The 25,352-nt window shown below is 42.1% G+C and carries 24 protein-coding genes; 11 read left to right on the top strand and 13 right to left on the bottom strand.

The genetic code is table 11. The annotated features are described in order from the left end of the window. Positions 1-120: 120 nt before the first annotated feature. On the top strand, positions 121-3,990 hold the full coding sequence (locus tag A391_RS0111910) for a DUF3683 domain-containing protein (protein ID WP_019899576.1): 3,870 nt from the start codon (positions 121-123) through the stop codon (positions 3,988-3,990). A 142-nt stretch (positions 3,991-4,132) separates the two neighbouring features. Here the strand turns inward: A391_RS0111910 and A391_RS0111905 are convergent, their stop codons facing one another. From A391_RS0111905 to phoB, 3 genes are all read right to left on the bottom strand, one after another. Next, positions 4,133-4,882: a hypothetical protein gene (locus A391_RS0111905; RefSeq protein WP_019899574.1), complete on the bottom strand. Its 750-nt coding sequence runs from the start codon at positions 4,880-4,882 to the stop codon at positions 4,133-4,135. Further along, positions 4,879-6,177: a phosphate regulon sensor histidine kinase PhoR gene (gene phoR, locus A391_RS0111900; RefSeq protein WP_019899571.1), complete on the bottom strand. Its 1,299-nt coding sequence runs from the start codon at positions 6,175-6,177 to the stop codon at positions 4,879-4,881. The genes A391_RS0111905 and phoR overlap by 4 nt, the downstream gene beginning before the upstream one ends. 117 nt (positions 6,178-6,294) lie before the next feature. Further along, the gene (gene phoB, locus A391_RS0111895) at positions 6,295-6,996 is read right to left on the bottom strand and encodes a phosphate regulon transcriptional regulator PhoB (RefSeq protein ID WP_019899570.1); all 702 of its coding nucleotides are present in this window, start codon (positions 6,994-6,996) and stop codon (positions 6,295-6,297) included. Between the two features lie 207 nt (positions 6,997-7,203). On the opposite strand from phoB, the gene A391_RS0111890 reads away from it, so the two are divergent. From A391_RS0111890 to A391_RS0111865, 6 genes are all read left to right on the top strand, one after another. Continuing rightward, a complete protein-coding gene (locus tag A391_RS0111890; protein WP_019899569.1) occupies positions 7,204-8,829 on the top strand; it encodes an OFA family MFS transporter in 1,626 nt (541 codons plus the stop codon). Positions 8,830-8,939: 110 nt separating this feature from the next. Beyond that, on the top strand, positions 8,940-9,389 hold the full coding sequence (ribH, locus tag A391_RS0111885; protein WP_019899568.1) for a 6,7-dimethyl-8-ribityllumazine synthase: 450 nt from the start codon (positions 8,940-8,942) through the stop codon (positions 9,387-9,389). Then, positions 9,386-9,925: a transcription antitermination factor NusB gene (gene nusB / locus A391_RS0111880; RefSeq protein ID WP_019899567.1), complete on the top strand. Its 540-nt coding sequence runs from the start codon at positions 9,386-9,388 to the stop codon at positions 9,923-9,925. The genes ribH and nusB overlap by 4 nt, the downstream gene beginning before the upstream one ends. A gap of 55 nt (positions 9,926-9,980) precedes the next feature. After that, a complete protein-coding gene (locus tag A391_RS0111875; RefSeq protein ID WP_019899566.1) occupies positions 9,981-10,820 on the top strand; it encodes a Stp1/IreP family PP2C-type Ser/Thr phosphatase in 840 nt (279 codons plus the stop codon). 11 nt (positions 10,821-10,831) lie between these two features. Further along, positions 10,832-11,557 carry an FHA domain-containing protein gene (locus tag A391_RS0111870; RefSeq protein ID WP_019899565.1) on the top strand — a complete coding sequence of 242 codons (726 nt, stop codon included), beginning with the start codon at positions 10,832-10,834 and terminating at the stop codon, positions 11,555-11,557. A 101-nt stretch (positions 11,558-11,658) separates the two neighbouring features. Further along, positions 11,659-13,305, top strand: coding sequence for an HD family phosphohydrolase (locus A391_RS0111865; protein ID WP_019899564.1), 1,647 nt, complete (start codon positions 11,659-11,661; stop codon positions 13,303-13,305). 41 nt (positions 13,306-13,346) lie between these two features. Here A391_RS0111865 and A391_RS0111860 read toward each other — a convergent pair whose 3' ends face one another. The 5 genes from A391_RS0111860 to A391_RS0111840 form a co-directional block, all read right to left on the bottom strand. Beyond that, entirely contained in the window at positions 13,347-14,114 is a 768-nt protein-coding gene (locus A391_RS0111860) for a UDP-2,3-diacylglucosamine diphosphatase (protein ID WP_019899563.1), read from the bottom strand. A gap of 94 nt (positions 14,115-14,208) precedes the next feature. Further along, entirely contained in the window at positions 14,209-14,700 is a 492-nt protein-coding gene (locus A391_RS0111855; protein WP_019899562.1) for a peptidylprolyl isomerase, read from the bottom strand. Between the two features lie 62 nt (positions 14,701-14,762). After that, positions 14,763-15,332: a peptidylprolyl isomerase gene (locus A391_RS0111850; protein ID WP_019899561.1), complete on the bottom strand. Its 570-nt coding sequence runs from the start codon at positions 15,330-15,332 to the stop codon at positions 14,763-14,765. A 38-nt stretch (positions 15,333-15,370) separates the two neighbouring features. Beyond that, a complete protein-coding gene (locus A391_RS0111845; protein WP_019899560.1) occupies positions 15,371-16,630 on the bottom strand; it encodes a L,D-transpeptidase family protein in 1,260 nt (419 codons plus the stop codon). Positions 16,631-16,656: 26 nt separating this feature from the next. Continuing rightward, complete coding sequence (locus A391_RS0111840; protein ID WP_019899559.1) at positions 16,657-17,631, bottom strand: tetratricopeptide repeat protein; 975 nt, start codon at positions 17,629-17,631, stop codon at positions 16,657-16,659. A 174-nt stretch (positions 17,632-17,805) separates the two neighbouring features. Between A391_RS0111840 and cysS the strand changes: the two genes are divergently transcribed. Genes cysS through A391_RS0111825 form a run of 3 tightly spaced genes read left to right on the top strand, consistent with a single transcriptional unit; the run spans position 17,806 to position 21,570 of the window. Further along, positions 17,806-19,224 (top strand): cysteine--tRNA ligase, encoded by a 1,419-nt coding sequence (cysS, locus tag A391_RS0111835; protein WP_019899558.1) that lies wholly within the window; start codon positions 17,806-17,808, stop codon positions 19,222-19,224. Between the two features lie 47 nt (positions 19,225-19,271). Then, positions 19,272-20,498, top strand: coding sequence for a bifunctional glutamate N-acetyltransferase/amino-acid acetyltransferase ArgJ (gene argJ / locus A391_RS0111830; protein ID WP_019899556.1), 1,227 nt, complete (start codon positions 19,272-19,274; stop codon positions 20,496-20,498). 46 nt (positions 20,499-20,544) lie between these two features. Then, positions 20,545-21,570, top strand: a complete 1,026-nt coding sequence (locus A391_RS0111825; RefSeq protein WP_019899554.1) for a Nudix family hydrolase — start codon at positions 20,545-20,547, stop codon at positions 21,568-21,570. A 6-nt stretch (positions 21,571-21,576) separates the two neighbouring features. Here A391_RS0111825 and A391_RS14000 read toward each other — a convergent pair whose 3' ends face one another. The 5 genes from A391_RS14000 to A391_RS0111800 all read right to left on the bottom strand — a co-directional run bounded on the left by A391_RS14000 (position 21,577) and on the right by A391_RS0111800 (position 24,724). Continuing rightward, positions 21,577-22,083 carry a copper chaperone PCu(A)C gene (locus A391_RS14000; protein WP_019899553.1) on the bottom strand — a complete coding sequence of 169 codons (507 nt, stop codon included), beginning with the start codon at positions 22,081-22,083 and terminating at the stop codon, positions 21,577-21,579. Between the two features lie 38 nt (positions 22,084-22,121). Continuing rightward, positions 22,122-22,313, bottom strand: a complete 192-nt coding sequence (locus A391_RS0111815) for a DNA gyrase inhibitor YacG (RefSeq protein ID WP_019899552.1) — start codon at positions 22,311-22,313, stop codon at positions 22,122-22,124. A 78-nt stretch (positions 22,314-22,391) separates the two neighbouring features. After that, positions 22,392-23,150 (bottom strand): cell division protein ZapD, encoded by a 759-nt coding sequence (gene zapD / locus A391_RS0111810; RefSeq protein WP_019899551.1) that lies wholly within the window; start codon positions 23,148-23,150, stop codon positions 22,392-22,394. 76 nt (positions 23,151-23,226) lie between these two features. Further along, positions 23,227-23,844 carry a dephospho-CoA kinase gene (gene coaE / locus A391_RS0111805; RefSeq protein WP_019899550.1) on the bottom strand — a complete coding sequence of 206 codons (618 nt, stop codon included), beginning with the start codon at positions 23,842-23,844 and terminating at the stop codon, positions 23,227-23,229. A gap of 10 nt (positions 23,845-23,854) precedes the next feature. After that, positions 23,855-24,724, bottom strand: a complete 870-nt coding sequence (locus tag A391_RS0111800; protein ID WP_019899549.1) for a prepilin peptidase — start codon at positions 24,722-24,724, stop codon at positions 23,855-23,857. Positions 24,725-24,946: 222 nt separating this feature from the next. On the opposite strand from A391_RS0111800, the gene A391_RS0111795 reads away from it, so the two are divergent. Next, positions 24,947-25,318: a hypothetical protein gene (locus A391_RS0111795; RefSeq protein ID WP_019899548.1), complete on the top strand. Its 372-nt coding sequence runs from the start codon at positions 24,947-24,949 to the stop codon at positions 25,316-25,318. Positions 25,319-25,352: the final 34 nt, after the last annotated feature.

Below are 25,352 nucleotides of genomic sequence, written 5' to 3'. Positions count from 1 at the left end.
CTGCCGCTATCTTATGTCCTGTGTGTATAACTAATAACCATATCGAAGTCGCGCTTATTTGCTAGCATACACCATGTTATAATGAACCTTTAATAGCAAAGCTATTTGTCAAAAACTACAATGAACGCACCTCTATTAAGCACTATATTAAACGCAGAGCCTAAAGCTCCCACGCGCTTGCGCGAGATTCCCTACAACTATACTTCATTCTCTGACCGTGAAATTGTCATTCGGTTTCTTGGCGAAGAGATTTGGAGCATTTTAAACGAATTGCGCGGGGAGCGTAAAACCGGGCGTTCTGCTCGTATGTTGTTTGAAGTGTTGGGAGATTTGTGGGTTGTGTCCCGTAACCCGTATCTGCAAGATGATCTGCTAGAGAACCCGAAGCGCTGCAAGGCGTTGGTGGATGCTTTACATCATCGTATTGCCGCGATTGATGAGCGCAGTGCTGGTAACGCTAAGGTCGTTAAGCTAGTCGTAGCGGCACGTCAGGCTGTGACTAAATTTGAGAATGAGTTCAAGCACACAGCAAATCTTCGTAAGAAAGCATTGGCTAAACTTTCAAAAATAACGCGTAAAGATAACGTGAAGTTTGATGGTCTGTCACGCGTGTCTCATGTGACCGATGCTACCGATTGGCGTGTTGAATATCCTTTCTTGGTATTAACGCCAGATACGGAAAATGAAATTGCTGCGTTAGTACGCGCATGTATTGAGTTGGGCCTTACTATCATTCCTCGTGGTGGCGGCACTGGTTATACGGGTGGCGCTATTCCACTCACACCTTTGTCTGCAGTGATTAATACAGAAAAACTGGATCAGCACACTGGCGTGCAAATGCGCACCTTGCCTGGCGTTGCGCGCCAAGTGGCAACGATAGAGTGTGGTGCTGGTGTCGTGACCAGGCGCGCGATGGAGGCTGCCTCTGATGCAGGTTTAGAATTTGCTTGCGACCCAACCAGTGCTGATGCTTCTTGTATCGGCGGTAACGTAGCCATGAATGCGGGTGGCAAAAAAGCTGTACTATGGGGTACTGCTTTAGATAACCTAGCCTCATGGCGTATGGTGACACCGGATGGTGAGTGGATGGAAGTTGAACGTCTAGACCACAATCTAGGCAAAATTCATGACATTGAGATGGCTCGATTTAAAATCAGTCGCTACAGCGAAGATATGAAAACGCTGTTGTCTGAGCCTGAGATATTAGAAATACCTGGGCCAAGTTTCCGAAAAGTTGGCTTGGGTAAAGATGTGACGGATAAGTTTTTGTCAGGTTTGCCAGGCATTCAAAAAGAGGGGTGCGATGGTTTAATTACTAGTGCCACTTTCATTTTGCATCGTATGCCTAAGTACGTGCGCACCATCGCATTGGAGTTCTTTGGTAACGTATCACATGCTGTGCCAGCGATCGTTGAAATTAAAGATTACTTAGATGCAACTGCCAAACAAACACCAGCCGTGATTATGGCTGGGCTTGAGCATATGGATGAGCGCTATATTAAGGCGGTTGGTTATGCAACTAAAGCCGCGCGCCAACAACGTCCTAAAATGGTATTGATTGCAGATATCGCATCCGATGATGAAAATGCAGTGGGTGAAGTTGCCTCAAGCATGGTGCGTTTGTGTAACGCACGTAATGGCGAAGGCTTTATTGCGGTATCAAGCGAAGCCCGTAAAAAGTTCTGGCTAGATCGCGCACGCACAGCGGCGATTGCTAAGCATACCAATGCGTTCAAAATCAACGAAGATGTGGTGATTCCGTTGCCACGCTTGGGTGACTACTCTGATGGTATCGAGCGCATTAATATTGATTTGTCGATCAAGAACAAGCTGAAGCTAATCGACGCCTTAAAAGTCTTTATGCAAGGTGAACTACCTTTGCAAGCGGATGAAGAGGGCAATGCTGATTTGAATATGGTGAAAACCAAACAAACAATGGCATTAGCGTTACTAGAAGATTTACGTACACGCTGGAGTTTCATCTTAGATAACTTAGATGCACCAGTTGCTGTATTAGGTGAAGCGGGTAAGGCATACGCACATTATGAAAATGTGTTTAGAGCGGTACAGTCTTATGATTTGCGAATTTCATGGAAGCGCGAACTCAAACGACCAATGGCAGATATTTTTGCTGGACGCGAGTATCAGAAAATTCTTGAGCGCTGCGATGAAATTCATAAGCAAGTACTCAAAAGCCGTGTCTTTATTGCATTGCATATGCATGCTGGTGACGGGAACGTACATACCAACATCCCAGTAAACTCTGATGACTATGGAATGATGCAAGATGCACATGCTGCTGTCGCAAAAGTGATGGCGCTTGCACGTAATTTAGATGGTGTTATTTCTGGTGAGCATGGCATCGGGATTACTAAAATGGAGTTCTTGGATCAATCTACGATTGATACTTTTACTACCTATAAAAATAAAGTAGACCCAAACGGGCACTTTAATAAAGGTAAGTTGCTGGCTGGTTCTGGTCTAGAAAATGCCTATACGCCTAGTTTTGGTTTGCTTGAGCAAGAATCTATCATCATGGAGCAATCTGCAATTGGAGAAATTGCAGATGACATCAGTGACTGTTTGCGTTGCGGGAAATGTAAGCCGGTTTGTTCTACCCATGTGCCTCGTGCAAACTTATTGTATAGCCCACGTAATAAGATTTTAGGTACTTCGTTGCTCATCGAGGCCTTCTTGTATGAAGAGCAAACACGTCGTGGTATTTCAATTAAGCATTTTGATGAGTTTAATGATGTGGCGGATCATTGTACGGTCTGTCATCGTTGCGAGAAACCATGCCCTGTCGATATTGATTTTGGTGATGTTTCAATCAAGATGCGTAATTTCTTACGTGAGCAGGGTAAAAAGCAATTTAATCCAGGCACTGCGTTGGGCATGGCATTTTTAAATGCTAAAGACCCTGCAACCATTAAATTATTGCGTACAGTGATGATTAATTGGGGTTATAAAGCGCAAAACCTTGCGCATACTCTGGCTAAGCGTTTTGGATTGTTGCGTGATAAAAAGCACCCACCAGCGACAGTCGGTAAAGCTGATATCAAAACACAGGTGATTCATTTTATTAATCGCCCAATGCCGAAGAAAATGCAATCTAAAACCTCACGCGCGATGCTTGGTTTAGAAGATGATCACATGATTCCTGTGATTCGTAATCCGCAAAAGGTAACAGATGACTCTGAAGCAGTGTTTTACTTCCCAGGTTGTGGATCTGAGCGTTTGTTCTCAAACGTAGGGCTGGCAACGCAAGCAATGCTGTATGAAGTGGGGGCGATTACCGTGTTGCCACCAGGGTACTTATGTTGCGGATATCCGCAAACTTCTGCGGGTAATCATGATAAAGGTCAGGAAATCACGGCAGATAATCGTGTGCTGTTCCATCGAGTTGCTAACACATTGAATTATCTTGATATTAAAACAGTGATTGTCTCTTGCGGTACTTGTATGGATCAGTTGCAAAAATACGAGTTTGAGAAGATTTTCCCTGGCTGCCGCTTACTGGATATTCATGAGTATTTGATGGAAAAAGATATGCGCTTGCAGGCTGTCACTGGTACACGCTATATGTATCACGACCCTTGCCATACACCAATGAAAACCTACAAACCGCTAGAAGTGACAAGTGCACTGATGGGGCAGGATGTTGCATTGAATGACCGATGCTGCGGTGAGAGCGGTACCTTTGCAGTAGCGCGCCCAGATATTTCAACTCAAGTGAAAATGCGTAAGCAGGAAGAGCTTGAAAAAGGGCTGCAGCAAATGGGCTTGACAGTAGGTGCGCCTGAAATGGAAGTTAAAATATTAACTTCTTGTCCAAGCTGTCTACAAGGTTTGTCACGTTACGGTGAAGATACTGGCATTGAAGCAGACTACATTGTGGTTGAAATGGCTAAACATATCCTTGGTGAAAACTGGATGCAAGAATATGTGCATAAAGCCAATAATGGCGGTATTGAGAAAGTATTGTTGTAATAGTTACTTAACGATCTCATTTTAATTGCACACCACAATTTGAGTGAGATCGTTCAGCATTGCAGTTGTTGTTTAATCTAGATGTATTGTGTTAGCGAGGATTGTTCATGATGCTCATGATACATGGGCACTAGAAAATCAATTAAAACGGTAGAAATAGTGCTGTTGCAAGGTTTTGAACAACGCGTGAAATTAAACGTTGAGATTTTTCAGCAAGTGCAATCGCATATAACTCAGTTCGACCAATCATTTTCCCAAATTCACGCTCGAACGATAAGTTCTTTTCATGATCGTTGATTTCATTGCTAAGTAAATAAAGCGCACCATTTTCATCTCTTGCATTTGAGAGTTTCCAAACTGCAATTTCTATATTGCGTGCAACGTTATAAACTTTTTGTGGATCAATGCTGTCGGTGAAGTAAAAATCTGTCTTATCATTATGTGCTTTTAATAACATCGTATGTAGTCCCACGATGAAAGCAAGTACACGGTCACCCTTATAGTCTGGGTTGAATGTTAGAAAAATTGCCTCTGTCATCACCAGATTATTCAACTCTGCAAATTGATAGTGATGCTGTGCACCACCCTCAAAAACCCAGTTAATCATTTTTTCAGCAGGATCTGAGGTGCTTTTCTTTAATTCTTGCGGATTTCGTTTGTATAGCTTGAGCATTAACAAGCGCAGGCTTTGTGTATTTTCTCGCATTTCAACATCCGCCATGCGGTCTATATCTGCTTTGACGATTTGATTGATGGTGCTTTTGTCTTTTTGCTCAGGTACGTTTTTCTTGTTGTTGGTGTTTAATTGTGTATTCGTAGCGCATGCGGTGAGTAAAAGTGTACATAATAAATATGGTTTGCCTCTTTTAAACTTTGAGCTGAATGCGTTCATTTTTGTATGATCCGTGCTTTTGGGAAAACAGCGCTAAATGTACTACCAGTACCAAGTTCACTAGTAATTTCAAGCCTTGCCTGATGTCTGGTTAAAATATGTTTGACAATAGAGAGGCCGAGTCCTGTACCACCAGTTTCTCTGCTCCTACTTCTGTCTACACGATAAAAACGCTCAGTTAGGCGATGGATGTGTTGCTGATCTATGCCAATCCCATTGTCAGTCACGCTAAAGATACCTTGGTCATCACGTAATTGCCAATTTATCTTAATTTCACCACCCTCAGGCGTGTATCTAATTGCATTGCTTACTAAGTTGCCAAGCGCACTTTGTAACTCGTCTACTGCACCTGATAGATCAAAATGTGGATTGGTTTGAACGCTGATGCGATGTTTGCCTTGGCTCAGTGCGTTGGCATCATTCAACAACATATTCATTAGCATGGACATGTTGATTGGATTGTCATCAGGGGCTTGAGTGTTGCTTTCAATATGTGAAAGTGTGAGTAAGTCCTCAATCAGCCGTCGCATACGTGTAGTTTGGTCTTGCATCATCCCAAAGTAGCTGCGTATGCTATCTGGTATAGCCCCCTCCATATCTGATAGTGTTTCAATAAAACCACCTACCACGGTTAGTGGTGTGCGCAACTCATGTGAAACGTTGGCAATAAAATCTCGACGCATGGCGTCGACTTTTTCGATTTGAGTCACATCGCGGCTAATCAGCAATTTTTGTTTGGTAGCAAGAGGAATCAACCAAATCTCAAGTGTTGACTCAGCATTTTTAACATCTTTGAGTTTGAAAGGCTCGTCATAAACTTCATTGTATAAATAAGCAATAAAGTGACTATTCCTAAGTAAATTAACAATAGGTAGATTAATGTCGGTTTTTAGGCTGAGGCCAAGTTGATACTCAGCATGTGAGGTGCACCATTCGATTGTATTGGCTGCGCTTAAAATGACGAGCCCATCAGGAATTGCATTCGCGACAATTTGGAATCGCTCTAGGGCTGAATTTAGCTCTGTCTGCTTGAGTGTGTTGCTACGCTCATATTTCAATAAACTACTGTAGACGTCTTCCCATAGCCCAGTGCCCTCAGGCACTTGACTTAGGTCCGGAGATTTTAGCCAGCGGTTTAATTGATGTATCCAAAAAATATGGTTAACAACATAAAACAAAAGGCCAACAGAAAATACGATTAATGCTGTGGTTAAGCTAGTAATGAGCCATAAAAAAATGCTCACTATACTTAACGCGCAAATAAACAAAGCAGATTTCCAACGTAGATCAATCACGGAGCGTACTTTTCAGTTATTTTTATCAGGATGATTATAGCGAGGATTTGTCAATTAGCATGAGTTTTAGAGCTGCATTCCAGCTTAATTTATTGTGAACACCTAAATGTCTCAGTATTAGTTTGCCTGATTATGTTGTGAGGATAATCGATAGCCGGCTCCTCTTACTGTCTGTATCAGGTCTTCATGTCCTGAAATAGATAAGGCATTACGTAAACGTCTAATATGCACATCGACAGTACGATCCTCAACAAAGACTCGATCACCCCATACTTTATCCAGTAACTGGCTACGTGTATGTACACGTTCAGCATTGGTCATGAAGAAGTGTAATAGTCTAAATTCTGTAGGGCCTAACTCTATTGTTTTCTGGTTGCCAGTGACTCGGTGTGTGGTTGGGTCTAATCTCAGGCCACTAAGTTCAATTGGATCATCCGTCATTTGTGGGGCTCTGCGACGCAAAACTGCTTTGATACGAGCGTTAAGTTCACGTGGGCTAAATGGTTTGGTAACATAATCGTCAGCACCTACTTCAAGACCTCTCACCTTGTCATATTCTTCTCCGCGAGCTGTCAGCATGATGATAGGAATGTTTTTAGTGTAAGTATCTGATTTAAGTTTACGTGCTAACTCAAGCCCATTCATGCCTGGTAACATCCAATCTAGTAAGATTAAGTCAGGTACTGTTTCACGCATCAGGTCTAGCGCAATTTCACCACTAAGTGCACGAATGGCATTGTGACCAGCCTGTGTAATGTTCAGTGCTAGTAATTCTTGGATGGCTGGTTCGTCTTCAATCACTAATATATTGGCTGGCATATATATTTCCTTAATTAATTTGCCTGAAATGTTTAAGCCTAATCAGTTTATGACGCTAATATGACATATTCATGACAAAGTTTAAACATATAAATATCAAGTTAATTTGATAACTAAATTGCCATTTTTTACATTTTGTTACAATATACTGTTTAGTCTAATATAGCAGTGTGATGGAAAAATAATAATGTGTTTGGAGATAATGGAATGACGGATTTTTTTTCAAAAGAAAGAATTACAGCTAACCCTAGCTTTAATCGTTGGCTAGTGCCGCCTGCTGCATTAGCAATCCATCTATCTATAGGTATGGCTTATGGTTTCAGCGTCTTCTGGTTACCTCTTTCTAAAGCGCTTGGTATTAAAGATCCGATTGCATGTGCAGATAGCATGAGTATTTGGGCGCGTGCTTTTGCGACAGATTGTGATTGGAAAGTCAGCGACTTGGGGTGGATGTTCACATTGTTTTTTGTATTCTTAGGAACATCTGCTGCCGTGTTTGGGCACTGGCTCGAGCATGCTGGGCCACGTAAAGCAGGTGCTGTTGCAGCATTATGTTGGGGTGGTGGACTTCTTTTATCTGCTTATGGCGTATATACACATCAATTATGGCTGATGTGGTTGGGTTCTGGCGTGATTGGCGGTATAGGTCTTGGTTTAGGCTACATTTCTCCTGTATCTACATTAATTAAATGGTTTCCAGATCGACGTGGCATGGCGACAGGCATGGCGATTATGGGGTTTGGTGGAGGTGCAATGATTGGAGCTCCTCTTGCAAATACCCTGATGGCTCATTTTTCAACGCCAACTTCTGTCGGCGTCTGGCAGACCTTTGCAATAATGGGGGTATTCTATTTTATTGCCATGATGATAGGCGCATTATGCTATCGCGTGCCACCTACTGGCTGGGTACCAAAAGGCTGGGTGCCACCGGTAAGTAATGGCAATAGCATGATTACTAATCGGCATGTCCATGTGAATCATGCACATAAAACTCCACAATTTTGGTTGCTTTGGGCAGTGCTATGTCTAAACGTTAGTGCAGGCATTGGTGTGATTGGGATGGCTTCCCCAATGCTACAAGAGGTGTTTGGTGGTGCATTAATAGGAGAGCAGTTGAAATTATCTGAGCTTTCATCCGATCAGCTGTTAAGAGTGACGGCTATTGGCGCAGGTTTTGCTGGGTTGCTCTCTTTATTTAATATTTTAGGCCGAATCGGCTGGGCTTCTTTATCTGACACGCTAGGGCGCAAGCGCACGTATATTATCTTTTTTGCTTTAGGTTTCTTTTTGTATGTCTCTGCCCCCTGGGCTGGCACGGTAGGTAGCGTTGCGGTCTTTGCTGGGCTATTTTGCATTATATTAACAATGTATGGTGGAGGCTTCTCAACAATACCAGCTTATTTGGCTGATATTTTTGGTACCCAGCATGTCGGTGCTATTCATGGGAGACTTTTGACGGCTTGGGCTACAGCTGGTGTGCTAGGGCCTGTGATTGTCAATTATCTGCGTGACTATCAATTGGATCATGGAGTACCTGCAAGTGAAGCTTACAATGTCATTATGTATGTGTTAGCTGCACTTTTGTTATTGGGGTTTGTATGTAACTTGCTGGTGAAGCCAGTAGCTGAAAAACATTATATGACGGATGCTGAGCTTGAAGCAGAACGCAAGTTAGCACATGAAAAATCAATTAAATTAAATGGCGATAAAGTGGAAAGCCAGCAGTCTGAGAACCATCCTTTACTGGTTTTTGTAGCGTGGACATTGGTTGCTATTCCCATAGGATATGGCATTTATAGCACCTTGCAAAAAGCTTGGATATTGTTTAATTAGCGTTGCTTAATTTCTAGATCCTAGCTTGCATGAATATATCGCCTATTAAACTGGTGATATGCGTTAAAATATCGCTTTATTAAGTTTATGCAAGTTAAAGGACGTATTACGTGAGAGAAATTAAGAAAAACCTAGATGGCTCTGGGATGCAGGTTGGTGTTGTTTTATCAAGATTCAACAGCAATATTGGCGATGGCTTGCTTGAGGCTTGTAAAAATGAGTTGCTAAAATTAGGTGTTGCTAGTGATGCGATTACAATCGCAACTGTACCAGGTGCACTGGAAACCCCGCTAATACTTCAGCATATGGCACTAAGTGAAAAGTACGATGCGCTGATTGCACTGGGTGCGATTATTCGTGGCGAGACTTATCATTTTGAAGTGGTTGCAAATGAATCTGCTCGTGGTATTTCAGAAGTGCAATTAAATACAGGCGTACCTGTCGCAAATGCGGTTTTGACCACAGAAGATGATGATCAGGCAATTGCTCGTATGCATATTAAAGGTGCAGAAGCTGCACAGGTAGCCGTTGAAATGTTTAATTTGGTTAAAGCGCTATGACTGACAATAAACCAGTAGTGACCAGCTTAGTAGTGGATAACGACGCTGGTGTGAGTGACGCTACCAATAAAAAGCCAGTAACTAGAAGTGGCGCGAAAAAGAGTGGTAGCCAGAATCGTAGAAAATCTCGTGAGCTTGTATTAAAGGCGGTATACCGCGGCATGCTAAACGAGTCTGAGTTATCACACATCCTGCGTGACATGCGTGATGACCCAGACTATAACAAAGCCGATGAAGCTTATTTTAAGCATTTATTACAGGCAGTCACTGAAAATTTAGTGGCAATTGATGAAAAAATTGTTGGCTTTATTGACCGCTCAATTAATGAGCTAAGTCCTGTGGAGCATGCCATTTTACGCATATCGGGTTGTGAGTTAATGTTCGACCTAAGTATTCCTTATCGCGTAGTGATCAATGAGGGTGTTGAGCTAGCAAAAGTATTCGGTGGTACAGACGGCCATAAATATATTAATGGCGTTTTAGATAAGTTTGCAGCAGATGTGCGTGAAGTTGAGGTAAGAGCCGCAAGAAGTTAGTCTTTAACGCTCATGCTAAATTGCTTTTTGCATGGCTAAATCAAGGCTGGATTAAATGGATTTGAGTGAAGTCCTTGATATTGTACGATTAACCGATACTGGTTTGGTGCGCCGTCATAATGAGGACGCAATAGCAAGTGATGCTAGTATCGGATTTGTCATTCTTGCCGATGGCATGGGTGGATACAATGCAGGCGAAGTGGCAAGTGAGATGGCTGTGCTCACTATTACCGCGGAACTAAAAGAGGCGCTAGGCGGCGGCTCATCTCAGTATATTTTGCCTGATATTGATCGACCTGTTTTAAATAAAGAGATATTAAAAAAACTAATGATTGATGCGGTTGCATATACCAATGCGTCCATTTATCATGCATCACAAACTTACTCGCAATGCGCGGGCATGGGGACGACCTTGGTCTTAGGGTTGTTCATCAACAATGAATTGTTAGCTGGACATATTGGCGACTCTCGAATCTATCGCTTAAGAAACCAGCACTTAGTACAAATGACTGAAGACCACTCTTTGCTTCAAGAGCAGATTAGAGCTGGTATTATTACCCCAGAGCAAGCCAAACATTCATCCCATAAAAACCTAGTCACTCGAGCGTTAGGCGTAGATCCTAAAGTTGAGATGGAGCTTAATGAGTTCGATGTTGAGATAGCTGATGTTTATCTATTTTGCTCTGATGGGTTGACTGATTTAGTTGATGATGAATTAATACAATCAACGCTTAATTCTCATTTGTTAGATTTGACTAAGGCTGCAGATGCGCTAGTGAAATTGGCGAACGAACATGGTGGTAACGATAATATTTCTGTCATACTAGCCAAAGTGAATAATTCGTATGAAGATAAGAATACTTGGTATGATAATTTTGTTGGTTGGTTAAAGTAACAGGATCGATGATGGCAAAGCTTATTCTTACATTAGACGGCTCATACTTAAATGAATATACTTTAAGCCACTCAAAAACTACGATAGGCCGCAAATCCACTAATCATATTCACCTAGATAATTTAGCAATTAGTGGCGAGCACGCCGTTGTAGTTCAAGATGGTCATGATTTTCATATTGAAGATTCAAATAGTACCAACGGAACCCGACTAAATAATATACTTGTTAAAAAGCAGCTTCTTAAAAATGAAGATGTGATTGAGTTAGGCCGATTTAATTTAACGTTTCTTGATGACAGCGTACCTAATGCAAGCTCAGCATTTGAGAAGACAATGATGGTTCACCCGTCGGCATTTAGTACTAAATCACATCAGGCTTTTTCTCATCCAGAACAAGTGCAAGTCCCTGCATCGGCAGTAGCATCACACTCCTCAACCGGCCAATCTAGCAAAGAGCACCCCAAGCCTGCCTTAGTTGGTAAGATACAGGTGCTCAATGGCTCGAGTAGTGGACGAGAGCTTGTCTTGAACAAAGCATTGACTACGTTAGGTAAAACCGGTGTACAGGTTGCTGTCATTACAAAGCGCCTAGATGGCTACTTCATTACGCATGTGGAAGGCAAGGTTTTGCCGATCGTAAATGGAGACTCTATTGGAGTGCAAGCACGTGCATTAGCAGACCATGATGTGATTGAGCTTGCAGGTGTGAAAATGGAATTTTATTTATCCAATAGTTAGATTTAATGTGTATTAAGTATTACTCGTACATGCTTTTGTGCGCAAATTTCTCAGTTGCGTTAGAGGCTTCAGTTATCTAATTAATCGGGGTGTAGCATCAAATGTTTGATAATCAGCAGTCATACTTGCTAGAGCGACTTGAGCGCCTTAATGCAATTGGCATTGCGCTCTCAGCAGAGCGTGATAATCAGCGTTTATTAGAGATGATCTTACTTGGTGCCCAAGAAATCACGAATGCAGATGGCGGTACACTTTATACCATTACCCAAGACAAAAAACTCAAGTTTGAGATGATGCGTAATAAAACGCTGAGTATGTCTTTAGGTGGAACGACTGGTAAGGAAATTCCATTTTTACCGCTCCCTTTGTACCTGGAAGATGGTAGTCCGAACTTAACGACAGTGGCAGCTTACGCAACTCTGAACAATAAAACTGTCAATATTGCCAATGCTTATGAAGTGGAAAACTTCGACTTCTCAGGTACGCGTAAGTTTGACCAAAAAACTGGATATCACTCGCAGTCATTTTTAACGATTCCGATGAAGGATCATGAGTCCAAGGTAATTGGGGTTCTTCAGCTTATTAATGCTACTGATGCAGATACTGGTGCTATCGTTCCATTCTCAATTGCAAACCAGACGCTTGTCGAGTCATTGGCATCGCAGGCAGCAGTTGCAATGACGAACCATCATCTTATCGAAGGGCTTAAAGGTTTATTTGAAGCTTTTATTGAGTTAATCGCTGATGCCATTGACCAAAAATCACCTTATACGGGGGGGCATTGCCGACGTGTCCCAGAACTAACTATGATGCTTACTCAGGCATTAATTGACGCTAAAACTGGGCCTTTTAAAGACTTTACCCTAAATGAGAATGAGTTTTATGAGTTAAAGGTGGCAAGTTGGTTACATGATTGCGGAAAAGTAACGACGCCTGAAGCCATTATGGATAAGCCTACAAAGCTGTCTTCAATCTTTGATAGAATTCAGTTGGTGGATCAACGATTTGAGCTGTTAAAGCAACAGGCTGAATCTGCTATGCTCAAAGAGCAAGTAGAGATGCTAAAAGATGGTGGCTTAAATCAAGAAAAGCAGGGGAAATTAAAGTATCAGCAGGCTAAATTAGATGCTTTCAATGCCCACTGTGATGAAGCTAGGATTTTTTTGCAACACGCCAATATTGGCAGTGAGTCGATGACTGCGGCTGATCTGCAGCGTATTCAGGATATCGCTAACTTGCAAATCTTAGACGCTATCGGGAATAAGGTTCCATTTTTGAATGATGATGAAACCTACAATCTTAGTATCAAGCGAGGTACGCTAACTGCAGAAGAGCGTCAGGTGATTAATAACCACATCGTTGTCACGATTAGTATGCTTGAGTCGTTGCCTTATCCCCAGAGCTTAGCGCGGGTTCCTGAGTATGCTTGCGGGCATCATGAGCATATGGATGGTAGTGGATATCCTAAAGGTCTCACAAGAGAACAAATGTCGATTCCAGCGCGCGTAATGGGGATCGCTGATATCTTTGAGGCGCTTACTTCTAAAGATAGGCCGTATAAAAAAGCGAAAACTCTTTCGGAGTCATTGGCAATCTTGGGTAAGATGAAAGTCGATCAGCATATTGATGCAGATTTGTTCGATGTTTTTATCAGAGAAGAAATCTATTTGAAATACGCACAGGAGTTTTTAGAGCCTGAGCAAATTGATCTGGTAGATTTGAGTAAAATACCCGGATATCAGCCTTAATCAAGGTGTCTGTATCCGTGCAACCAGAAAAATGTATCGTGCTAATGAGAGTTTAGATTAACGCTTTTACAGCCGGATGCATCGCAAATAAGGTAACTGCCTTGCTCGTACCAATCACCTAGTACCCATCTCGTCATCAACTTCCCATCGACTGTCACTGGGTGTCGGTTAGGTCTGTGCGTGTGTCCATGGATGAGTAGATCAGGATAGTGATACTCTTTCAGCAAGCTAATCACTGCATCTTGGTTAACATCCATTATCTGAGCTGATTTGCTAGATTTCTCTTGCTCGCTACGTAGCCTAATTGTCTCTATCTGATTCTTACGTGCTTGTAATGGTTGGCTCAAAAACTCTGATTGCCACTGCTTACTTCTCACTTGCAGGCGAAATTGCTGATATGCTACATCATCCGTACATAACTCATCGCCGTGGCTTAACAGTGCAGTATTTCCATATAGGTTAATCAGGGTTGGATCGCTAATCAAATGAATACTTGATGCTTTACAGAACTTGTCAGTGATTAAAAAGTCTCGATTGCCGTGCATTAGATAAATTAATACACCAGAAGCTGCTAAGGATTTAAACCCTTGAATAATTTGTTTGTTAAAGGCGTCTTCAATGTCATCATCACCAGCCCAGTATTCAAACAAGTCACCTAGTATATAAAGTGCGTGTGCAGACTTTGCCTGGGTTTCTAAAAATCCTAAGAATGATTCTGTGATTTGTGGACGACTTGCGCAGAGGTGAAGATCAGAAATGAAAATAGTCACTTCTGACAAATTGGGGTTGTCGATATCGAGATTAACCAAAATGAACAACCCCTATTTTACTTAAGTACTTCAGCATGTCTTCTTGATACCCAAGCATTGTGAAAAATACTAATGGGTAACAATGCTGCAATGATTAAGCACGTGTTGCACGCTCAATGACTACATTGCTTGCTGGCACATCTTGATGGCCTTTAAGGCTAGTAGTTGCAACTTGTTTGATTTTATCAACAACATCCATACCTTCAATCACTTTACCAAAAACACAGTAGCCCCAACCATTACCACTAGGTGCTGTATGGTTTAGAAATTCGTTGTTAGCAACGTTAATAAAGAACTGGCTACTGGCAGAGTGAGGCGCTGAAGTACGTGCCATTGCAATGGTATATTTCTCGTTACCTAAGCCATTGTCAGCTTCATTTTTAATTTCAGCTTCTGTACTTTTTTGTGTCATTGATGTGTCAAAGCCACCGCCTTGAATCATGAAGCCGTTAATTACACGGTGAAAAATAGTGCTGTCATAAAAGCCGCTATCCACATATTGTAAAAAATTAGCGACGGTAATCGGTGCTTTTTCAGCATTGAGCTCGATGGTAATGTCACCGAAATTTGTATGTAGTTTAACCACGGAGTGTCCTTATAAAATAATTGTTAAAGCTGTTGAAATGAATACTAAAAGTAGGCTTAGGTTTATAAAGCAGTTTTGTTGACCCTCACTTGATGCACAATGATCGGTGATCTAGGTACGTCGCCGTATGGGCCTATATTAGCGGTTGAAGTAACTGCGATATCACGAACCACATCCATCCCTTTTAATACTCTGCCGAATACACAATAACCAATCAGATCTGGTTCTGGGCTTCTGTAATTGAGGAACTGATTATTCTCTAAGTTAATAAAAAACTGGGATGTTGCAGAGTTCGGGTCAGAGGTTCTGGCCATAGCAATTGTGCCAATATCATTGTTAAGTCCATTATTCGACTCATTGATAATTGGTGCACGTGTTGGTTTTTCTACCATATTAGTATCGAAGCCACCGCCTTGAACCATAAACCGATTAATCACACGATGGAAAATAGTATCTTGATAAAAACCTGAGTTCACATACTCTAAAAAGTTAGCCACGGTTTTAGGGGCTTTTTCAGGATAAAGTTCAATGACGAAGTTGCCGCGATTTGTTTCAACCGTGACTTGTGGGTTGGCTGCCATGACAGAGGTGCTGATTAATAACAGGGAAAGAAAAACATATAATTTTTGCATATAGCTCCTTGAGTATGATTAAAGCAACTTAGCTGAAACTAAGCTGCGCCTTCATAGATAATTTTCCAACGGTTGCCCTCTTGAATCCAGTATTGGCGCTTTTGCATTTTGTTTTTTAAATGCGAGCTGCTGAAGTTCTGAGTGAAGTCAACCACCACTAGTTTTTTCTGTGGATCGGGATAACTAAACATACTGATATTAGACATAGAAATATCTATCTTAGGTTTATTAGCCTGTACCCGATACTTATGTTCAGCCCATTGCTGATAGTTAATACCATTCGTAGAGAAGTCTTTTGAGTAATACGATAGATATTTTTCCGTATCTTGTGACTTCCAATCATTCAGCCAATTGTCTATTTCTGTGTTTAGTATTTCTTTCTCTCGCTCAGGTGTGCTGGAGTCATTTAACCATTCCAAATTATTGGCAATGATAATAGGTGTTTTTCCTGACTGTAGTGCAGGTTCTAGTGCCTTGAGGTCTTGGTTTGCAACAACTACACAACCATCACTCGCGCGAGGTGGGCGACTGTATGTGCTACTAGGCGTGCCGTGTAGCCAAATGCCGGATCCATTTCTGTTATGAGCTTTATCCCATTCATTTGGGTAGCTCAGTGGGTATGCACCTTCACCATAAAAGTCAGGTAATTGCTGCTTCAGTTTGGTGCTGGCAAAATAAACGCCAATTGGGGTGCGTTTGTCACCTTCGCTTTGTTTTTCTACACCATTTTTACCGACCGTAATGTAATAATCCGCTACATATTTAAGGTGGTCATTATTTTTTTGATACAAATACAATCTAGATTTACTTGTATCAATTAGCATCAAATGGCTTTGCTGAGCGTTCGGTGCAAGTATCAGATTTGGTTGTTTTTCTTCAGCTTGTGATTGCTTTGCTAAGTAACGTTCAATACGTACGCGTGCTTCTTCCTGCAGGTCTTGAACAGCGTCTGGGCGGTTGTTAACAGGGTCGCCAAAAGCTTGTAGATACTTTCCCTGTGCCATGAGCAGGTCGCCACGTACAAGATGAGCGAGTTTGAAGTTAGGTACGCTTTGAATCAGTTCATCTATCGTATTAAGTGCTTGTTGGTGTTTGCCTTCTGATATTTCAAGTAAACTTTTAACCAACAAACCCTCTACGAGATCAGCTGCCGCGGTTGATGCAATAGTTGCAGCGCTACTGAAGCTTGTTTTGGGTAGTAGGTTGCCAAAACTAAAGCGATTGACGGCAGTTGCATTCCATGGCACCAAAGTAATGGCAGCTAATAGCGAGTAGGTAAGTGCTTTATTAATGATCATGCCTTATATTTCAATACCATTAATTACTAGTTGCTTGCAATTTCTTCTACGATCAACCAGTTGTCACCAGATTTTTTCAACAATAGCGTTTTTGAAGTGCGAATAGGAGAGCGTTTGTCTGCACGGTAGCTTTGTTTAAATTGTACTTTTGCAGAGTTGCCTTCATTTGCAGTGACGACTACATTGTTAAGTTCTACACTGATATTTGAAGGGGCGTTAATACGTTCGCGTCTTTGTTTTTCCCATGCTTTGTAGCTTTGGCCTTTAGCTGGCTTGAAATCATCTGCATAACTAGCAAAGTATTTAGGCAGGTCTTTGTTAGCCCAAGCTTTTGCCCAATCATTAACTGCAGCTGTAATGTTGTCTGCATTATTAGTTGATGTGCTAGGCGTCTTTTTAACTTCAGTTGCAGGTGCTACATTGGCTACAGGGACTGGCTTTGCTGGTTCTCTTGCTGCGATGGTTGTTTTGTTGCCAGTACCGAACAGATCTTTAATTAAAGATAGCTTACCTTGTGCACGCGTGTTAGCAGTATCAAGTTGCAGTGCTTTATCATAAGCCTCACTTGCCATGCGAGCATAAATGTCGCCTAAGTTTTCGTGAGCCGTTGCATAGCTAGGGTGTGTTTTGATCGCGGTTTCAAGTGCTTTGCGTGCTTTATCAAACTGGCCTTGGTCTGCATATAGCACTGCTAGGTTATTATAAGGCTCTGGCAAATTTGGAAATCTTTCAGTGACTTCTGTAAATGATTTGATTGCCTCGTCTCTGCGACCTTGCTCAGCGAGCAAAACGCCTTTCATGAATAATGCTTGTGCATTCTTTGGGTTTGCTGCAATAAAGGTGTTAATGCGGTCAAGTGCAACAGCCGTTTGGCCTTGATCCGCTAGTTTTGAAATATCTTTGAGCTCATCTGCAGAGGCAACGTTAAATGCAAAACTTGCAGAGGCTACTAGAACAAACCGAGCGATTGAAGGAGTCAGTGACGCAATAAAATTATTCATTGTGATATACTTTTTGTGTGAATAAATAAAGTGTAATTCTATCAATAGCCTAAGCAACCTCCAATAGCTCATTTTGATTTAAGCCAATATATTTCTTCATTCCTCTCATTAATCAGCCTAACTGGCCTTAGTTTGAGATAAAAACAAATAACCAATCCTCTAGCTCTTGAAAATATGTTAAAAATTTACAATACATTAGTCCGCGAAAAGCAAAAATTCACACCAATTGTTGCAGGTAAGGTCAGTATGTATGTATGTGGTATGACCGTTTATGATTATTGTCATTTGGGGCATGCACGCGTGATGGTGGTTTTTGATATGGTGAGTCGCTGGTTAAGGGCTTCTGGCTATGACGTGACTTATGTGCGCAATGTGACGGATATTGACGACAAAATTATTAAGCGCGCCAATGAAAATAATGAAACAATCGCGCAGCTTACCCAGCGTTTTATTGACGCGATGGATGAAGACTCCGCCAAGTTAGGTGTGTTACGCCCAGATATAGAGCCTAAAGCAACAGAGTTTGTCGGTGGCATGTTAACGATGATTGCCGCACTGATTGAAAAAGGATTTGCTTACCCCGCAGCGAATGGTGATGTGTTTTACTCTGTTAGTAGCTTTCAGGGCTACGGCAAGCTCTCAGGTAAGTCATTAGAAGACTTGCGTGCAGGTGAGCGTGTTGAGGTGGATAGCTTTAAAAGGGATCCCATGGATTTTGTGTTGTGGAAAGCAGCCAAACCAGGTGAGCCAAGCTGGGATTCTCCATGGGGCAAAGGGCGTCCAGGGTGGCATATTGAATGCTCGGCGATGAGCGCACACCATTTGGGGCAGCAATTTGATATTCACGGTGGTGGGCAAGATTTGCAATTTCCTCACCATGAAAATGAAATAGCACAGTCAGAGGCTGCGCATAGTCACGATGGTAAACCATGCCAGATGGTGAACTACTGGATGCATAACGGCTTTGTCCGTGTTGATGACGAGAAAATGTCTAAGTCTTTAGGCAATTTTTTCACTATACGCACTGTGCTTGAGAAATATGACGCTGAAGTTGTTCGCTTTTTTATCTTGCGCGCGCATTATCGTAGCCCGCTCAATTATAGTGATCAGCATTTAGATGATGCAAAAATAGCGCTCACCCGTCTTTACACTGCTTTACGTGGTCTCGATGTCATTGATGCCAAAGTTGATTGGCAGCATCCTTATGCCGTGCGTTTTAAGCAAGCGATGGATGATGACTTCAATACACCAGAGGCGATGGCAGTATTGTTTGATTTGGCAAATGAGGTCAATAAAACTAAGTCAGCTGATGTTGTGAGTTTGCTTAAGAACTTGGCTGGTGTACTTGGGTTGTTATCTCGCGATTCAGACGATTTTTTGCAAGGTAAATCAAACGCAATCAATGCGAACGCTGATGGTGCTAAATTAACCGATAATGCTACAACGTTGAACGTTGATGATTTAATTACAAAGCGACTTGAAGCAAAAAAAGCTAAAAACTTTGCTGAGGCAGACCGCATTCGTAAAGAGTTGGCAGAAGCTGGCATCATTTTAGAAGATACACCACAAGGTACAACTTGGCGCAGCGCTTAGTCAGCTTGCTGCATCAAACATTATTTGAAATAGAGTAAGGAAATTTTATGCCAGTTAAATTAGCTGCACCCTTGGCTTCATCTTTATTGCCAGTCAAAGGGGTTGAATTAGGATATGCTGAGGCGCACGTAAGGAAGCCTAACCGTAAAGACGTATTGGTGATTAAACTCGTTGAGGGCTCACGTGTGACCGGTGTTTTTACTAAAAACCGCTTCTGTGCAGCCCCTGTTGTGCTGTGTAAGGACTTTTTAGCGCAAGAAGCTGGCATTCGTGCTCTGCTTGTCAATACTGGCTGTGCGAATGCTGGCACAGGGGAAGATGGTTTAAAACGTGCACAACAGAGTTGTGATGCATTAGCTAATTTACTCAATATTAATGCAAACCAAGTACTGCCATTTTCTACTGGTGTTATTCTGGAGCCGTTGCCTGTTGATAAGGTCGTAGCAGGCCTGCCTGCCGCCATTGCAAATTTAAAAGAAGATAATTGGTTGAATGCAGCCGAGTCTATCATGACCACAGATATTGTGGCTAAAGGGACTTCTCGTCGTTTGGATATCAATGGTAAGCAAGTCACGATTACAGGAATGAGCAAAGGCTCCGGCATGATTCACCCTAACATGGCCACGATGCTGGGGTACATCGCAACGGATGCAGCCGTTAGTCAAGTTGCTCTGGAAAGCATGATTCAATATGCAGTCAATAAATCATTTAACTGTATTACGGTGGATGGCGATACTTCAACCAATGATAGCTTGATTTTGATGGCGACAAATCAAGCTGGCAATGCTGAAGTTAAAGAAAATAGCGCAGACTACATCGCGCTACGAGATGCGTTCACTGAGGTGGCGATTGAGCTTGCCCAAGCCATTGTTCGAGATGGTGAGGGTGCAACCAAGTTTATGTCTATCGTTGTAGAGCGAGGCCAAAGCGAAGAAGAGTGCCGTAAAGTTGCCTATGCCATCGCACACTCACCACTAGTGAAGACTGCATTTTTTGCGTCCGACCCTAATTTGGGGCGCATATTAGCGGCAATTGGCTATGCGGGGGTTGATGATTTAGATGTGAATACTTTAGATTTGTATCTAGGTGATGTGCTTGTAGCGGAAAAAGGCGGAAGAGCTGCCTCTTATGTTGAGGAGCAAGGCTCTGCTGTCATGAGTGAATCTGATATTCTAGTGCGTGTAGTACTTAATCGAGGTGATGCGTCAGCGACAATCTGGACGTGTGACTTCTCTTATGATTACGTGAAAATTAACGCAGATTACCGCTCTTGATACGGATGAATCCAAATAAAGCAAGTGCTGAAAAGAAACCATATTAATGAGTAAACTTAACTTATCCAACATTAATGCAACGGCCAGCGAGTCTGATTTGAAGGTGACGGAGGCTGCTGTTGGTATTATGCAATTGGATAATGGTATGGTGTTGTTAGGTGAGCGTCCTGCAGGTAAACCCTGGGAGGGCTACTGGGAGTTTCCGGGGGGTAAAGTTGAGTCAAGTGAGACGCCAGCACAGGCATTGAAAAGAGAGTTGCAGGAAGAGCTCGGCATTACGATTACCCGCTTTTATCCTTGGATCACACGCACTTACGATTATGAAGCTAAGTGTGATTCTTCTGGCAAAATCGTTACACCGGCTAAAACGGTAAAGTTACATTTTTTTATCGTGGTTGAGTGGCAAGGTGCTCCCGTTGGATTGGAGGACCAATTGCTGAGTTGGCAAAATCCAGAAAAGCTAACGGTTGGACCAATGCTACCAGCCAATGCGCCAATTCTTACAGCGCTTAGTTTGTCGACCACTTGCGCGATTACCAATTTAAAAGAGATGGGTGAATCACCGTTTCTTGAACGCTTAAGAGCAGCGTTGGAAAATGGATTGATGATGATACAAGTGCGCGAGCCCCATCTTTCTAAGCGAGATTTAATGTTGTTTGCTGAGCATGTGATTGCCCTTGCCAAGCCTTTCGAGGCTAAAGTGTTCATCAATGCTGATGTTCCAATGGCGCAGCAACTCAATGCATCAGGTGTGCATTTGTCGTCGGAACGATTAATGCAGCTTCAGGTAAAGCCTGAAGGTTTACTGGTGGGTGCCTCTTGTCATAATGCGGCAGAGTTAGCGCATGCTGAAATGCTAGCCTTGGATTACGTAATGTTGTCACCAGTCAAATCTACTTTGAGCCATCCAGATGCAAGACCAATCGGCTGGGATGCATTTAATCAACTAATTTATGGGTTCTCGTTACCTGTTTTCGCACTTGGTGGAATGCTGCGAGAGGATTTAGGTACGGCCAAGTCATACGGCGCTCACGGAATCGCTATGCAACGTGATGTATGGGGTGCGCTATAAAGTTGACTAATGGTTATGATGATGCTCATGATCACTCTGTTGCAATTGCTGATGATTGTTTTCTGAACCTTTAACAATCGCTTTTACTTTTTGCGTAAATTCGGCACCTTTGTTATTTTTAAATGTCATTTCAAAATCTACTGTTTGTGAATCTGAAAGAGATTTTTTCAGATCAAACAGCATGAGGTGGTAGCCGCCGGGCTCTAGCTTATATGGCTTCCCTAAGCTTAATGCAAGAGAATCTAACATACGCATCTTCATGACATTGTTTTCCATTTTCATGCTGTGCATCTCTACACTTTCAGTGACATCGCTTTTGACTCTTATTAGTGTGACATCCTGAGTGCTTGTCATGGTCATATATCCAGCACTAATATTTTGCCCAGGATTTGTGGCGCGAACCCAAGGGTTTTGGATCGACACAATATCTTGGGCCTGAGTAATGCTGCTCACTATCATCAGTAAGAGCGCAAGACTAAAAGGTAAAAGATGAAGTCTATGTCGTTCTATCATAATTGGTCCCAATAGCAGTTAATTGAGTCATTAAGGGGTTACTGTGTTAATTCATCAGGTAAGTCATCGTCTTTTACAACGGATGGTATCGCATAGTCTTCATTTGCCCATGCGCCCAAGTCAATCATTTCACAGCGTTTACTGCAGAAAGGTCTAAAAGCGTTGAGTGGTGAAAATTCCACTAGTTTTTTGCATGTAGGGCATGCGACAAGACGTTTGCTTTGATTCATGAGTCAATACTTTGTTGTTGCATTGTGAGTAGGTATTATATAGCTGAAGGTAATCCCTGTGCAGTAGGGGTGTAAACCTTATAAATTACAAAGTGTTAACGAGAAGTCGACATCTTCTTCATATTTCTGCGGTTTTTGAGTGCAGTCTAATGTGTTGAATCTGATGTTGATTGCATATTTATTAGCGCTGACCTCAGGGAAGCAGTTGAGGTTATCTGCTAAATTGATTTTTAACATTTGTGCAGGTCTGACTCCACCAAGCATTTGCTGATAAACACCGTTGGTAGCAACTAGTTTGTTCGTGCTGCCACTGCCACGTAAGATCCGTAAAATAATGATAATAGCTTGCTGCATTGGGATTAGCGGCTTAATCCATGATTCTAAATCGTGCTTGCGGCGCTCTGCGCCTAAACCTAACCAGTAGTGATATGAAGGGACATCAAACTCACATACACCCCCCGGAATCCCTGCGCGTTGTTTGATGCTCATTAGCCATTCGTTAGCACGTAAGGTTTGGCCAAGTTTCGTCGTTTCGGCACGTAATGCATCTGCAGCAAGGTTAATATCATCAAGTGTGGCTTCTAGTGCCTCAGCGGAGATGACTGGATTGCCAATTAACATACGCATGGCCGTTTTTTGGCGATCAAGCTCCTGAAGTAGGTCAACTTTTAGTTCTGCTCTATCTACAACATCTAAAATCTGTAATAGCGTTAGTAGTGCGCAGTGATGTTGAAACTCATGGTCTGCTGCAAGATTATGTAAAAGTTTGGCAAACAAATCCTCTACGCGCAGCAGCGTGCGTATGCGTTCATTAAAAGGATAGTCGTAACTAGGCATGTTTTATCATGTGAGCCAAATGCTTTTTAAGGTTAGGCCATTGCATTGAATTTAAAGTTGAACTGGATTATCAAATTTATTTGCTAACTATGCAAGTATTAATGAGTTTTTTATGGAATTCATTAATTTTTTCTGCTAACTCACTTACTGTGCCGTTGTTGTCAATAATCGTGTCGGCGAGACTGCATCTGTTTTTTCTGGATGTTTGTGCAAGCATCAGTTTTTTTACCTCATTAGCTGTGAGATTGCTGCGCCTCATTGCTCGGCTAATTTGTAACGACTCATCGCAGTCAATGACTAATGTCTGATTGACTATCGACTGATAGCGATTACTCTCAAACAGCAGAGGTACAACCAGCAATTGGTAGATTGGTTGCAGTCGTTGTTGATTGTCTTGAAGTGTGTCTAGTGCTTTATTGTAGATAGCAGGATGGAGTAGTCGCTCAAGCTTAACTCTTTCATTAGCATCGTTAAAAATGTGTGTACGTAGCTTGGCACGGTTAAGTGTGCCATCAGGGTTAAAAAAATCTGCGCCAAATGTTTGATTAATCTCTTCGAGTACTGTGCTACCTGCTGCAGTGAGTTGATGTGCAATCACATCTGTATCAACGACTGGGACTCCTAAGTTGGCAAATAGCCTAGAAGCCTCACTTTTACCAGAACCAATGCCACCTGTGAGAGCAACTATGTACATTGGTAATAAGTTATGGCAAATAGAATGAGGCAAGTGTCTGGCCAAAAAACAAAGCCGCAACTCCACCTATTGCTAAAAACGGACCAAACGGCATTGGAACTTCCTTGCCACGTTTTGTAAATACGATTAAGGCGATGCCTATAATCGCGCCTAATGTAGAAGATAACAAAATAACGGCGGGTAAGAGCTTCCACCCAAACCATGCGCCAATCGCTGCTAATAGTTTGAAGTCACCATACCCCATACCTTCTTTGCCTCTGATAATCTTAAATAGCCAATATACAGACCATAAAATAAGATATCCAGCCATCGCGCCAATCACTGCTGATTTTAAATCGGTGAAGCCAAAGTTTAAATTAAACAACAGCCCAAGCCAGAGTAATGGCAATGTAATGTCATCAGGCAGCAGTTGTGTATCAAAGTCGATAAAAGTAAGTGCAATCAGTGCGAATGCGAATATCCACGCCATGAGTGTGGTGCCAGAATAACCGAATTTCCAACTGATTAAACCAATGAGAATGCCAGTGAGCGCTTCTATTAATGGGTATCTCATGCTGATAGGCGCTTTGCATCCTTTGCAGCGACCTTTGAGGGCTAGGTAACTAATGATAGGAATATTTTCCCATGCCGATATTTTGTGGCCACAGTGCGGGCAAGCTGAGCGTGGCCTGGATAGACTGTATTGAATGTTGGTGGAAATCTCTTTCCCTTGAAGTTCTAGGCAGTTGTTGTGCCACTCTTGCTCCATCATTTTAGGGAGACGATAGATCACTACATTTAAGAAGCTGCCTACCATGAGGCCTAATAGGGTGGATAGTGCGATAAATAACGTGTTGTTTTGTTGAAGGATATTTGATAGTTCATTCAATGCAGACAGCATGGTAATCCTTTTGTCAGAGCTTATTGTTAATGTCGCCTCAAGATAAAACTATAACGCGCCGTTAAGTAACTGTAAACTTAATGCCATCTTCTAACGTTAAATGCACATGGATATCATGAATTTAGTTTGCGTCTTTAGACTTGAAATTTTGATATGCCGCCGCAAATATAGACTGAGTAATTGATATTATAATATAGCCGTAACTTGTATTAAGGACACAATATGACAGACACTAATCATCAACAGAACGCAATGGAACTTGCTCAGGCTGAGTTACACCATCCAGAGTGGGATGAGCCCATTATTTGCCGTGTTGAGGTTGACCTGCCGAGCTGGTTGTCCCAATTGGCAGGCGGTAAAGATTGGGAGGTCTATTCTGAGGCTGAGGAGGAGAACTGCATTAGTTTCGCGATGCGTGAAATTGCAGTTAAAACACCAAAGTTAGCTGAAGTAACTTTATACCACAACGGATATGCCGTTGTTGATGTTGAGGGCCAATCTTTGTTTGATGGTTCATTAACTGCCGGCACAAGTGATTGTGCCCATTTGACTTATTATCATGCTGATAGCGGTGAGAAAATTATCTTGAATTAATTTAGTATTTAATTAATCTGTTTTCAATTAAGGG

This window comes from Methylotenera mobilis 13, from assembly GCF_000384255.1.
In the GTDB taxonomy this organism is placed as follows: Bacteria; Pseudomonadota; Gammaproteobacteria; order Burkholderiales; family Methylophilaceae; genus Methylotenera; species Methylotenera mobilis_B.
Note: the sequence above shows the minus strand (reverse complement) of the source record. Positions and strands in the feature narration are given on the sequence as shown.